We start from the raw sequence: 12,389 nt of genomic DNA on the forward strand, positions 1-12,389 counted from the left end.
AAGATAATATGATAAAAAAGATAACTATAGGACTGATTGCTGTTTTTGCTTTTTCATTTTCAGCAATAGCCCAAGAGATTAATTGGGTAACAATGGATGAGGCGTTAGAGCTTCAGGAGAAAGCACCTAAAAAAATATTCATGGACGTTTATACCAGTTGGTGTGGTCCTTGTAAAATGTTAGATAAAAATACATTTCAAACTGAGGATGTGGCTGCTTATATTAATGAACATTATTATGCTGTTAAATTTAATGGAGAAGGAAATGAGGATGTAACTTATAAAGGCGAAACTTTTAGTAATCCTAATTACGATCCTTCAAAAGCGAATAGACGTAATAGTGCTCATGAGTTTGCTAGTTTTTTACGAGTTAGAGCCTACCCAACAATGATGTTTTTTGATGAAGAAGGTGGTGTTATTTCTCCAATTACAGGATACTTAAAACCGCAACAGTTAGAGTTGTATTTAAAACTTTTTGAAAGTGATAAATATAAGGATATGACTTCTCAAGAACAGTTTAATGAGTATGCTAGTGCTTTTACTCCAACTTTTAAAGAGTAATAAATAATTATTTTAATATAAAAGCTCCCTTTTCATTTGTTTGATGGAAAGGGATTTTTTTATGCCTACATGTTTCTTTCCATCGTTTTACATACGATTTATAATTACTAGCGTCAGCAATGATGTATTTTGGCTTTAAACTGTCTGATGCACGGTTCAAATTTAGCCTTGGAGAATTTCGTAATAATATATAATCAGGTTGAAATGTAATGCCTTTATACACGGCGAGACTATCTATCACCAATATAGTTTTCTTATTATATTGATAAAGGTTTTGTAAGCTATCATTGTTAATAATAGTTATAGATTCGCCAACCTTATAGTAGGTTATAGCTTGATTATTATTGTACTGAATTGAATCTAAATTATGATTTATATTTAATGTTCTATTCTGTTTTTGGCCTAGAATTGTGTATCTGCTTTTATTAAAAATTATGAATGCATTATTTTGAGTTTTATAATGGTTGAAGAAACAAATACTTTGAAGCCCAATGATTAGAATAAGACTAATTGTTGTCCATTTAAAATTTCGATATTTATATACTTGTACTAAAGCTGTAATGATCAGATAACTTACAATAACTTGAGATATAGTAAAAGAGATGTCTCTTAAAAGAAAGCTTTCAAACTGAGCCACCCAAGCAATAAAGTTATTTAAGCAATCTATTATAAAGCTATAAATAACAACAATATAATGATGTGTAATATTTAGTAAGGCTAAGGCGATAATTATCATGCCTAAGCCTAGAATAAAGCCTAAAAATGGAATAACGACCAAATTCGAAATAAAAAATAAACCAGGGAATTGGTGAAAGTAAAATAAGCTTATGGGCACAACTCCAGCTTGGGCAGCTAATGTTACAGTGAAAATCTGCCATATTTTATTTGTTAATTTATATTTGGGTCTCCATAAGTTGTAGATTTTTGGTTGAATGCTAACAATACCTAAAACGGCCAAATAACTCATTTGAAAACCAACTGAAAACAAAAAATTAGGTTTAAATAAAAGGATTAGAAAAGCAGAAATTACTAAAGTATTATAAATGTTTGTGCCACGTTCGAAGTGTCTTGCAATAGTGATAATACTAAACATTAATACGGCTCGTGTTACAGAAGGTTTTAATCCAGCTATGATAGCAAAACTACACATAATGATAATCAAGATAAAAGGTCTTATATAATAACCATATTTAAGGTAGAGCAAAGGTTTAAATAAGTAATTAAGGATTATTAAGATAATCCCAATATGCAATCCAGAAACAGCTAAAATATGAACTGTACCAGAGTTAACATAATTGCTGTAAATCGTTTTGTCAATTGTTTGCCGCTGCCCGAGTAAAAGAGCATTCATAATACTTAATGCATCATCTTTAAAACCAGCCTCTATGAGTTTCGAGTTTATTTTAGTTCGTAATAAATCTGCATGTCCATAAATAGTATGTTTAGAATTTGAAAGTTGTAAAATATTAGTTGAATTTAGATAGAGCTGATGATATACTTGTTGAAATTCTAAATATTTGTTGTAATCAAATTGATATGGATTTAAAGGTTTCTGAATAGTCTTTAATGTTGTTGAAGTATAGAAAAGATCATCAACATTATATGGTTTTATAATACTGTCTCGTTTTATATTTATCAGTAAAAGACCTATGGTTTTCTTGTCATTAACTGTTTTTATTGATACAATATACTTGTCGTTATAAAGGTCCGGTTTTAAACGCTCTTTAATTTGAAAGGTAATATTAGATACACTATTGTTAAAATTGTGATGTGTATAATGTCTTGGTCTTAGCTTATCATTTTGTAAGTTATAGGTAGTGATTCCGATACAAATTATACATAGATAAGTGAGAATAGTAAAAAGCGCAGAGTGATTAATTTTATGTCTTATTAGAAAAGCATAAAAGCCAATGCATACAGTTAATCCAATAGAAAGATATAAGAAAACATAGAAATTTAGCACAAAATAATGTGCTGCAAGAATTCCTGCAACCAGACAAATAGTTAATTGTATTATAGTGAAATTCAGTAACTTCATTAATGTAAGTTACTAAAAATCTTCAACTTATGTTATTTGTTGTGGTTTGTAGTGTGAAGATAACTAGAGCTTTAGATGAGTTAATACTGAAATCATAGGGTGTTTTCAATACTATTATCTAGTAATAAAAGATTTGAAATTTAAAGAACACGTCTAGCCTGCACAAAAGCAAAATACCAATATTTTTCTGCTAGTGAAGAGGTCATTACACCTCTACTTGTTGATGCGTGAATAAATTCAACATTTCCAGTTCTAACATTAGTAACTATACCAACATGGTTTACTTTTCTGCTATTCTTACTCGTAGCAAAGAATAATAAATCACCAACATTAACTTCTTTTACATCTACCCAATCTCCGGTACTTTTAAGTCCAGAAGTACTTCTTGGTAAACTAACATCATATTTTTTAAAGCTTGTATAAATTAAACCAGAGCAATCCATTCCTTTTTTTGTTGTACCACCATATTTATAACGTGTACCATCAAAAGTTTGTGCATATTTTACAATGGTTTTTGCCTCAGAAGTCGCTTTTGAGTTTGTGTTTACATCAATCGTATGACTTTGTCTTGATGAGCTCGAAGCTGTTTTTTTAGACTTACAGCTACTTGCAAATATGAGTAGGAAAAGGATTGGGAATAATTTTTTCATATGTAGTTTTTGGGAATTTCTTTTTCGTGATTAGAAATTTAGTTATCGTGATTCTGAATTTGTGAAACAATCAATTTAGCAGTATTCTCACTAGCTCCTGTTCCTCCTAATATTTTTTCTAATTCATAATAATCTAAAAAGAGTTGTTCTCGTTTTTTAGAATCTAAAATAGCAATTAATTCTTTTTTAAGTCGCTTTTTATTTAAATCACCTTGAATTAATTCTGTAACCACTTCGCGATCCATAATAAGATTAACAAGAGAAATGTATTTTAAAGTAATAATGCGTTTTGCAATTTGATAAGAAATAGCATTTGCCTTGTAGCAAACGACTTGCGGAACTTTAAATAAAGCCGTTTCTAATGTTGCTGTACCAGATGTAACTAATGCAGCTGTAGAAATACTTAGCAAATCATAAGTTTTATTCGAAATAAAATTGATGTTATCATGTTTTATAAAAGGTTTATAAAATTCATAATCTTGGCTAGGTGCTCCTGCAATAACAAACTGATAGTCTTTAAAATCATCAACCAAGCTTAACATTACGCTAAGCATTTTAGTGATTTCTTGTTTTCTACTTCCTGGCAATAAAGCAATAATAGGAAGATCGCTTAAATTGTTTTCTTTTCTAAAAACACTATCATTAACTTGAGGTCTATCTGCTATGGCATCAATGAGTGGATGACCAACAAAATTTACATCATAATCATACTTTTTGTAGAATGCTTTTTCAAAAGGTAGTATGCAGTACATCGCATCTACATTCTGTTTTATCTTTTCTACTCGGCTTGCTCTAGAGGCCCAAACTTGTGGAGAGATATAATAATGAGTTTTGTAATTAAGCTCTTTTGCCCACTTTGCAATTCTTAGGTTAAACCCAGAATTATCAATAAAAATAATGACATCAGGTTGAAATTTTTCAATATCAGATTTACAAAATTTAATAAGGCCTAAAATTTTTCTAAGATTAAAAATCACTTCAGCAAACCCCATAAATTGGCGTTCCTTATAATGCATCACCAATTCTCCGCCAACATTTTGCATAAGGTCTCCTCCCCAAAATCTTATGTTAGCTTCTTTGTCTTGTTTAAACAATGCTTTCATTAGGTTAGAACCATGCAAATCGCCTGAAGCTTCTCCAGAAATGATGTAGTATTTCATTTTAATTTTTTATTCAAAAGTTGATTATAATTCCCAAGTATTCAAACTTTGTATCGCATGGTGTGCAGTTAAGTCAAAATGAACTGGTACAACAGATACATATCCGTTTTCTAAAGCCCATTCATCAGTATCTTCACCTTCATCCATATTTACAAATTTACCAGTTAACCAATAATAATCGCGACCCATTGGGTTGGTACGTTTATCAAATTCTTCTTTCCAGTTAGCTTTTGCCTGTCTGCAAATTTTGATGCCTTTTATTTCTTCTTTTTTTAGATTTGGTAAATTCACATTTAATACAACACCTTCAGGTAAACCATGTTCTAAAACTTGTCTTGTAATAGTTTCTACAAAGGTTTTACAGTGTTCAAAATTAGCACTCCAATTATAATCTAAAAGTGAAAATCCTATGGCAGGGATTCCTTCAATACCAGCTTCAACAGCAGCACTCATTGTTCCTGAATAAATAACATTTATAGAAGAGTTTGAGCCGTGGTTTATTCCAGAAACACAAATATCTGGTCGTCTTTCTAATATTTCGTTAACCGCAAGTTTTACACAATCTACAGGTGTTCCAGAACAACTATATTCAGGTTGTTTTCCATCGATATTAACTTTTTCTATGTGTAAGGTAGAATTGATTGTGATGGAATGTCCTGTGGCACTTTGCGGACTGTCTGGTGCTACGACTACGACATCTCCAATTTGATTCATTACAGAAATCAAAGTTCTTATTCCTGGAGCAGTTATACCATCATCATTTGTGACTAAAATTAAAGGACGTGTAGACATTTTGTATTAAAATTTAATGAATTGTAAAAGTAATAAAAAAGGCTTCGGTTTAATAGTAATTGATACGTGTTGTTTTAGCTTAACTGTAGTGAGAATTATAATTATTAATGTTGAATTAGAAATGGTGTAATATTGGCTTTAACAAAAAAATAGGGTATCTATTTTTTATGGCATGGTTTTTTCATCTATTTTAGTGAAAAATTGAGAGCCTACTTTAATTAAAAAAGAAAAATAAGTACAATCATATTTTAAGTTTTTAGAAAAAAAGACTTAAATGCTGATGAAGACTTTTTTTGTAAAAACAAAAAAAAAGAGAATGAAAGGGAAATATAAATTTTTATTATTGGCACTGTTAATAGCATTTGCCTCTTGCAGTTTTACAACTAAGAAATTTGAAGATCCAGATAAAGATAAATTGTTAATTCAACTTATTACTTATCTTCTAGATCAAGGTCATTTTGAACCAAAAGATATTAATGATGATTTTTCAGCACATGTTTTTGAAAATTATTTGAATAATTTAGATCCGTTTAAACGTTATTTTTATGAATCTGATATCAAAGAATTTGAAGCTTACAAAGAGAAAATCGATGATCAAATTAGAGCTTACGATGTATCTTTTTTTAATCTAACACACGAAAGATTATTAAAGCGTATTGCTGAATCTAAGGAGATTTATAAATCGCTTTTAGATAAGCCTTTTGATTTTTCTAAAGAAGAATCATATAATTCAGATTATAAAAGCCTTACTTATGTTTCTAGCAAACGTGAAATGAAAGAGCGTTGGAGAAAACAATTAAAGTTTTCTACCATTGCAAATTATGACGAGGTTATTTCTAGTAAAGATGTAGATAACGATTCTGAATCTAATGAAGAAACAAAACCAAAGAAAGTTGAGTCTAAGAAATCTGAAAAGGAACTAGAGTCTGAAGCTAGATTATCAACTAAAAAATCGCTTGATGAACTTTATGATTATATTGATGATAGAGTACGTAACGATTGGTTTGCTGTTTATATCAACGCTATTGTAGAGGAATTTGATCCACATACTTTTTATTTTGCACCAGAAGACAAAGAGCGTTTTGATACAGATATCTCTGGTAAATTTGAAGGCATTGGTGCACGTTTACAGAAAAAAGTAGACGGAATTGTTGTTAACGAAATTATTAGTGGTGGTCCAGCTTGGAGAGCAGATGAATTAGAAGTTGGTGATCAAATTCTTAAGGTGAGACAAGGAGATGAAAAAGAAGCGGTTAATATTGTTGGTATGCGTTTAGATGATGCTATTAAATTTATAAAAGGACCTAAAGGAACTGTTGTAATCTTAACCTTAAAAAAAGTAGATGGTACTATTCAAGATATTTCTATTAAAAGAGATATCGTTGAGTTAGAAGAAACTTATGCTAAATCTTCAATAGTAAAAAAAGATGGTAAAACTTTCGGGGTTATTAATTTACCTAAATTTTATATCAGTTTTGAAGATTATAACGAACGAAATGCTGCTTCAGATATTAAACAAGAAATCATCAGATTAAAAAAAGAAGGTGTTGAAGGTTTAGTAATGGATTTAAGAAATAATGGAGGTGGATCTCTACAGACCGTAGTAGATATTGCAGGTTTATTTATAGAAGAAGGTCCTGTGGTGCAAGTGAAAACTACTGGAGAAGCAAAAGAGGTTCTAAAAGATAGAGATAAAGCTATTGTTTGGGATGGTCCTTTGGTTATATTAGTTAATGAACTTTCGGCATCTGCGTCAGAGATTCTAGCAGCTGCTATGCAAGATTATAAAAGAGGTATTGTTATAGGAAGTAAACAAACTTACGGAAAAGGCACTGTGCAATCAGTTATGGATTTAAATGGTATGGTGAAAAATAATACCAATGGAGATCTTGGAGCTTTAAAATTTACGACACAGAAATTTTATAGAATTAATGGAGGGTCAACACAATTAGAAGGTGTAAAGAGTGATGTTGTTGTTCCGGACCGTTACAGTTATATTGATATAGGAGAAAAAGATCAAGAAAATCCTTTACCATGGGATAAAATTGATGCTGCTGATTATGATGTTTGGACTAATTACTTTGATTACGATAATACTGTAAATAAAAGTAAAGCTCGTATGGCAGATAATCAACAATTAAAACTTATTGATGCTAACGCGCAATGGGTAAAGAAAATTAGAGATCGCGAATCTTATTCATTAAACTATGAGACCTATAAAAAGGAAATGGAAGTTAATGAAGAAGAGGCTAAGCGTTTTTCTAAACTTTCAGAGTATGAAACAAACTTAACATTTACGTCTCTACCATATGAGGTGAAGTTAATGGATGCTGATTCTATATTGATGGAGAAACGAGATAGATGGCATAAAAGTTTATCTAAAGATGTATATGTTGAAGAAGCTATTAATGTGCTTAACGACATGAAAATGTCTTATACCATTAAAGGTGGTGTAGCTAATTCAGTAAAGAACTAATACTATTTAATTAAAAGAAATTTTATATAATGAAACGTGTTTTAAACGTTTTATTTAGAGATTTCTAATTAAGAGATGGATGTCTAATAAAAATAATTCATTATCAAAACTGGCGCTTCAAAAGTTTAAAAAAAACTTTTGGGGCGTTTTTAGTTTGAGTATAATTGCCTGTATTGGCTTGCTTTCTGTGTTTGCTTATGTTTTTGCGCCAGATGCTTCAATAAATGCGAATCAGATGCATTTGTCCATTCATTCTAAATCTCCTGGTTTTAAAGTTGAAATGCTAACGATTCCTTCTGGTATTGAGTCGGGACAAAATATTTTTTCAAAACTATCTTTTGGAGAAAATAATACGGATACCGAAATTCCAATTTCATCATATAAAGTAAAAGGTGATGTATTGCATTATATAGAGTATGCTTCAGATGGATTGCAAGGGCAAGAAAAGCAACTTGAGCTATCACGTTTTTCTAACTCAAACTATAAAGATTATATAGATACGCGAAGTTTTATTTTTGGTACAGATAAATATGGTAGAGATTATTTAAGTAGAATTTTAATAGGCTCGCGTATTTCATTCTTTATCGGTTTTGTAGCTGTTTTTATTTCACTAATTGTAGGTCTTTTAATGGGGAGCTTAGCGGGTTACTATGGAGGTAAAATTGATGCTTTTATAATGTGGATTATTAATATTACGTGGTCTATTCCTACCTTATTATTAGTGATAGCAATAACCTTAGCTTTAGGAAAGGGATTTTGGCAAGTTTTTATTGCTGTTGGTTTAACGATGTGGGTAGAAGTGGCAAGAGTTGTAAGAGGGCAAATTATCAGTGCTAAAGAAATGCAGTACGTAACTGCAGCAAGAGCTCTAGGTTATAATGATTATAGAATAATCACTAAACACATATTGCCCAATATTTTTGGGCCTTTAATTGTTATTTCTGCGGCTAATTTTGCAGCAGCTATTTTAATAGAGAGTGGATTGAGTTTTTTAGGTATTGGAGCTCAGCCACCAATGGCAAGTTGGGGAGCTATGATAAAAGATCATTACAACTATATTATTTTAGGTAAACCCTATTTAGCCTTAATACCAGGATTGTGTATTATGTTGCTGGTAATGGCTTTTATGTTAGTGGGTAATGCTTTGCGTGATGCTTTAGATGTAAAGTCTTAGAATTATTGATTAGCACGTAGCTGTTCAATTTCTTCATTAGTAGCTTCTATAAAATCTAATACGCTATCTTTTCCTATGCTTTTAGATGAAGATGTTACGAAATATTGAGGTAATTCTTCCCAGAAATTTAAAAGCTCTTTACAATAGTCTTCAACATGGCGTTCAATAGCCATAGGTTTCAGTTTGTCAGCTTTAGTGAATATAATTCCAAACGGAATTTCGCTTTCACCTAAATATTGCATAAACTCTAAATCTATAGGTTGTGGCTTATGTCTAATATCTACTAAAACAAAAGCAGAAACTAATTGTGTACGTTTCTCAAAATAATCTGTAATAAATTTTTGAAATTTTTGCTTTGAAGATTTTGAAACACGAGCATATCCATATCCTGGTAAATCAACTAAATACCAACTGTCATTTATAGCAAAATGATTGATTAATTGTGTTTTTCCTGGTCGTCCAGAAGTTTTTGCTAGACTTTTACGATCAGTAATCATATTGATTAATGATGATTTTCCAACATTACTTCGTCCTATAAATGCATATTCTGGCATATTATTTTTAGGACATTTTGAGACTTCAGAATTACTAACTATAAATTCAGCTGATTTTATTTTCATGGTACTTCCTGCGAAAACAGAAATTTTTTAAATCTTATCTATTCATTTCGATGTTTTTCGAAGATGAAGATATTAGATAAGAATATTTTTAATTTTTTATCTTAACAATATATCCTTCTTTTGAGGAAGGATTATGATGGGATTTTAGAATCCACGTTTTTCAAGCCAGCTAAACAAAATTTTATTAAACTCATCTGGATGCTCCATCATTGCAGCATGTCCACATTTATCAATCCAATATAATTCTGAGTCTGGTAATAATTCATGAAACTCTTCAGCGACTTCAGGTGGTGTTACGTGATCATTTTTACCCCAAATAATACAGATTGGAATATCCATGTTAGGTAAATCCTTAGCCATATTATGTCTAATAGCACTTTTGGCAATAGCTAAAGTTTTAATTAGTTTGTTTCTGTCGTTTACGGTTTCGTAAACTTCATCTACAATTTCTTTAGTTGCTACAGCAGGATCGTAAAAAACTTCCTGAGCTTTCTTTTTCATAACTTCGTAATCACTTCGCTTTGTGTAACCGCCTCCCATGGCGCTTTCATAAAGTCCAGAACTTCCAGTAATGATAAGTGCTTTTATTTTTTCTGGGTATAATTTTGTGTGGTATAGACCAATGTGTCCACCAAGAGAATTTCCTAATAAGATAACATCTTCAAGACCTTTAAATTCAATAAAGTCTCTAAGGTAATTAGCAAAGCTTTTTACGTTAGTTTTTAAAAGTGTCATGCTGTAGATCGGTAGCTCTGGTATAATGACTTTATAGCCTTTTGAGCTAAAGAATTTAGTTACTCCGTCAAAATTACTGAGGCCTCCCATTAAGCCATGCAACACAATAATTGGTTTGCCTTCGCCTACTTCAATATATCTAAATTCCTTTTCTTTTTTTAAAAGGTGTGCCATTTGCAAATACGTACTTATGTGTTAGTAACAAATATAACTATTTCCATCAGAATATAAATAATATGTGGGAAATATCAATGTTTTTTATCTAATGATACAAGATATTGATGGTGTTAATAATTCCCACCAAAAGAAACTGTGCTCACAAGACGAATTTATTGACATTGAGTAATATCTCATGGGATTTGATATAAAACTTATCAACAAATGTGGTAGTAAGTGGTAAAAAGTGGTGTTTTTTTCAATATCTTTGAATTTGAATCGTTAAAGTGGTAAAAGAAATCTTTTGAATTCATTTATAGGGACATACGAATGTAAAGCGGATGCTAAAGGAAGGCTAATGATACCTGCTGTGCTTAAAAAACAGCTTTCATCAGCTTTGCAAGATGGATTTGTTTTAAAGCGAGCTGTTTTTCAGCCTTGTTTAGAATTGTATCCGATGTCTGAGTGGAATAAAATGATGGAAAAATTAAATAAACTTAATCGCTTTAAGAAAAAGAATAATGATTTTATAAGACGTTTTACAGCGGGTGTTAAAATTGTAGAGGTAGATAGTGCTGGCCGTTTATTGATTCCGAAAGACTTAATTAGTTTTTCTGGGATTTCTAAAGAAGTGGTTTTGGCGTCTGCGGTTAATATTCTTGAGATTTGGGATAAAAATAAATACGAACAAGCTATTGATGATGCGGCTTCAGATTTTGCAGATTTGGCCGAGGATGTCATGGGACAAGATGAAGACGATAATGGATTATCATAATGCAGTATTACTAAAAGAAACAGTAGATGGTTTAGCTATTAAGCCAGATGGTGTTTATGTAGATGTCACTTTCGGAGGTGGTGGTCATAGTCGTGAAATCTTATCTAGATTAGGTCCTAACGGAAAATTATATGCTTTTGATCAGGATAAAGATGCTTTAGAAAATGCTATCGATGACGAAAGGTTTGTGCTTATTAATGAGAACTTCAGATTTGTAAAAAGATTTTTAAGGTTTTATGGCGTGAAAGAGGTTGATGGTGTTTTGGCTGATTTCGGAGTTTCTTCTCATCAATTTGATGTTGCAGAACGTGGTTTTTCAACTCGATTTGAAGCGGATTTAGATATGCGAATGAATCAGGGGGGTAAGTTATCTGCTTTTGAGGTTATTAATAATTATGAAGAAGAAGATATAAGGGCGGTCTTGTTTCAATATGGTGAATTGCGAAATGCACCTGCAATGGCTAAAGTGATTGTTGAGGAAAGGAAAAATGCAGAGATTAAAACAAGTGAGCAATTAAAGGCGGTTTTAAAACCTTTTTTAAATCATCAAAAGGAGAATAAAGTTTTGGCTCAGATTTATCAGGCGATTAGAATTGAGGTAAATCAAGAAATTGAAGTTTTAAAAGAATTATTACTTCAGATGCCAGAAGTCTTAAAAAAAGAAGGAAGGTTGAGTTTTATCTCTTATCACTCTTTAGAGGATCGATTGGTAAAACGATTTATAAGGAATGGATTGTTTGAAGGAGAACCGGAGCGAGATGTTTTTGGGAATTTTGAAGTTCCCTTAAAAAAAGTAGGTGGATTGATTGTTCCTTCAAAAGAAGAAATAAAAATAAATAATAGGGCCAGGAGCGCGAAACTTAGGATTGCTAAAAAAATATGAGAAAAGGCATATACAGCATATTAAAAGGGAAGTTTCTAGTCAGTGATGATTCGTTTAAAAATTGGCGTATCATCATTTTTATTTCTATTCTGGCAATTGTTATGATAGCAAGTTCGCATAGTGCGGATCAAAAAGTTTATCAAATAGCTAAGTTAACAAATGAAGTAAAAGAATTGCGTTCAGCTTTTGTTGATAAAAGAGGGAAGTTAATGCAGCTTAAAAAAGAATCGTTTGTAGAAGCGGTAGTCGTAAAAAAAGGAATTGGGATTTCCTTAAACCCACCAACAAAAATCATAGTAAAATCACAAGAAGAGTAAGTTTTGGCAATAACTGAGAAAAACATATTACACAGATTATATTTCGTTACAGG

General features: G+C 31.2%; 12 protein-coding genes. 6 read left to right on the top strand and 6 right to left on the bottom strand.

Features of this window, described 5'->3' with window-relative positions; all coding sequences use genetic code 11:
* Positions 1-8: 8 nt before the first annotated feature.
* Positions 9-560, top strand: a complete 552-nt coding sequence (locus H0I32_RS10465) for a thioredoxin family protein (protein ID WP_173586444.1) — start codon at positions 9-11, stop codon at positions 558-560.
* A gap of 7 nt (positions 561-567) precedes the next feature.
* On the opposite strand, the gene H0I32_RS10470 is transcribed toward H0I32_RS10465, so the two are convergent.
* From H0I32_RS10470 to surE, 4 genes are all read right to left on the bottom strand, one after another.
* Positions 568-2,598, bottom strand: coding sequence for a ComEC/Rec2 family competence protein (locus H0I32_RS10470; RefSeq protein ID WP_179313400.1), 2,031 nt, complete (start codon positions 2,596-2,598; stop codon positions 568-570).
* 140 nt (positions 2,599-2,738) lie between these two features.
* Positions 2,739-3,248: a C40 family peptidase gene (locus tag H0I32_RS10475; RefSeq protein ID WP_173586446.1), complete on the bottom strand. Its 510-nt coding sequence runs from the start codon at positions 3,246-3,248 to the stop codon at positions 2,739-2,741.
* Between the two features lie 38 nt (positions 3,249-3,286).
* Positions 3,287-4,408 (bottom strand): lipid-A-disaccharide synthase, encoded by a 1,122-nt coding sequence (lpxB, locus tag H0I32_RS10480; protein WP_173586447.1) that lies wholly within the window; start codon positions 4,406-4,408, stop codon positions 3,287-3,289.
* A gap of 24 nt (positions 4,409-4,432) precedes the next feature.
* Positions 4,433-5,200 carry a 5'/3'-nucleotidase SurE gene (gene surE, locus H0I32_RS10485; RefSeq protein ID WP_173586448.1) on the bottom strand — a complete coding sequence of 256 codons (768 nt, stop codon included), beginning with the start codon at positions 5,198-5,200 and terminating at the stop codon, positions 4,433-4,435.
* A gap of 316 nt (positions 5,201-5,516) precedes the next feature.
* Here surE and H0I32_RS10490 point away from each other — a divergent pair, with 316 nt between their 5' ends.
* Both H0I32_RS10490 and H0I32_RS10495 read left to right on the top strand, forming a co-directional pair.
* The gene (locus H0I32_RS10490; RefSeq protein WP_173586449.1) at positions 5,517-7,676 is read left to right on the top strand and encodes a carboxy terminal-processing peptidase; all 2,160 of its coding nucleotides are present in this window, start codon (positions 5,517-5,519) and stop codon (positions 7,674-7,676) included.
* Between the two features lie 79 nt (positions 7,677-7,755).
* On the top strand, positions 7,756-8,850 hold the full coding sequence (locus H0I32_RS10495; RefSeq protein WP_173586450.1) for an ABC transporter permease: 1,095 nt from the start codon (positions 7,756-7,758) through the stop codon (positions 8,848-8,850).
* Positions 8,851-8,852: 2 nt separating this feature from the next.
* Here H0I32_RS10495 and yihA read toward each other — a convergent pair whose 3' ends face one another.
* Both yihA and H0I32_RS10505 read right to left on the bottom strand, forming a co-directional pair.
* Positions 8,853-9,470: a ribosome biogenesis GTP-binding protein YihA/YsxC gene (gene yihA, locus H0I32_RS10500; RefSeq protein WP_173586451.1), complete on the bottom strand. Its 618-nt coding sequence runs from the start codon at positions 9,468-9,470 to the stop codon at positions 8,853-8,855.
* Between the two features lie 144 nt (positions 9,471-9,614).
* The gene (locus tag H0I32_RS10505) at positions 9,615-10,379 is read right to left on the bottom strand and encodes an alpha/beta fold hydrolase (protein ID WP_173586452.1); all 765 of its coding nucleotides are present in this window, start codon (positions 10,377-10,379) and stop codon (positions 9,615-9,617) included.
* Between the two features lie 286 nt (positions 10,380-10,665).
* On the opposite strand from H0I32_RS10505, the gene mraZ reads away from it, so the two are divergent.
* Genes mraZ through H0I32_RS10520 form a run of 3 tightly spaced genes read left to right on the top strand, consistent with a single transcriptional unit; the run spans position 10,666 to position 12,336 of the window.
* Entirely contained in the window at positions 10,666-11,136 is a 471-nt protein-coding gene (gene mraZ / locus H0I32_RS10510; RefSeq protein ID WP_173586453.1) for a division/cell wall cluster transcriptional repressor MraZ, read from the top strand.
* Entirely contained in the window at positions 11,123-12,019 is an 897-nt protein-coding gene (rsmH, locus tag H0I32_RS10515) for a 16S rRNA (cytosine(1402)-N(4))-methyltransferase RsmH (RefSeq protein ID WP_179313614.1), read from the top strand. Before mraZ ends, rsmH begins: the two co-directional genes overlap by 14 nt.
* Positions 12,016-12,336, top strand: a complete 321-nt coding sequence (locus H0I32_RS10520; protein WP_173586455.1) for an FtsL-like putative cell division protein — start codon at positions 12,016-12,018, stop codon at positions 12,334-12,336. Before rsmH ends, H0I32_RS10520 begins: the two co-directional genes overlap by 4 nt.
* Positions 12,337-12,389 lie beyond the last annotated feature (53 nt).

The sequence above is a fragment of the Winogradskyella sp. HaHa_3_26 genome (assembly GCF_019278425.1).
GTDB classification, from domain to species: domain Bacteria; phylum Bacteroidota; class Bacteroidia; order Flavobacteriales; family Flavobacteriaceae; genus Winogradskyella; species Winogradskyella undariae.

Excerpts from the sequence above, each read along its gene's own strand:
- H0I32_RS10465 (WP_173586444.1), top strand. The coding sequence starts at position 9 with ATGATAAAAAAGATAACTATAGGACTGATTGCTGTTTTTGCTTTTTCA.
- H0I32_RS10470 (WP_179313400.1), bottom strand. The coding sequence starts at position 2,598 with ATGAAGTTACTGAATTTCACTATAATACAATTAACTATTTGTCTGGTT.
- H0I32_RS10475 (WP_173586446.1), bottom strand. The coding sequence starts at position 3,248 with ATGAAAAAATTATTCCCAATCCTTTTCCTACTCATATTTGCAAGTAGC.
- lpxB (WP_173586447.1), bottom strand. The coding sequence starts at position 4,408 with ATGAAATACTACATCATTTCTGGAGAAGCTTCAGGCGATTTGCATGGT.
- surE (WP_173586448.1), bottom strand. The coding sequence starts at position 5,200 with ATGTCTACACGTCCTTTAATTTTAGTCACAAATGATGATGGTATAACT.
- H0I32_RS10490 (WP_173586449.1), top strand. The coding sequence starts at position 5,517 with ATGAAAGGGAAATATAAATTTTTATTATTGGCACTGTTAATAGCATTT.
- H0I32_RS10495 (WP_173586450.1), top strand. The coding sequence starts at position 7,756 with ATGTCTAATAAAAATAATTCATTATCAAAACTGGCGCTTCAAAAGTTT.
- yihA (WP_173586451.1), bottom strand. The coding sequence starts at position 9,470 with ATGAAAATAAAATCAGCTGAATTTATAGTTAGTAATTCTGAAGTCTCA.
- H0I32_RS10505 (WP_173586452.1), bottom strand. The coding sequence starts at position 10,379 with ATGGCACACCTTTTAAAAAAAGAAAAGGAATTTAGATATATTGAAGTA.
- rsmH (WP_179313614.1), top strand. The coding sequence starts at position 11,123 with ATGGATTATCATAATGCAGTATTACTAAAAGAAACAGTAGATGGTTTA.
- H0I32_RS10520 (WP_173586455.1), top strand. The coding sequence starts at position 12,016 with ATGAGAAAAGGCATATACAGCATATTAAAAGGGAAGTTTCTAGTCAGT.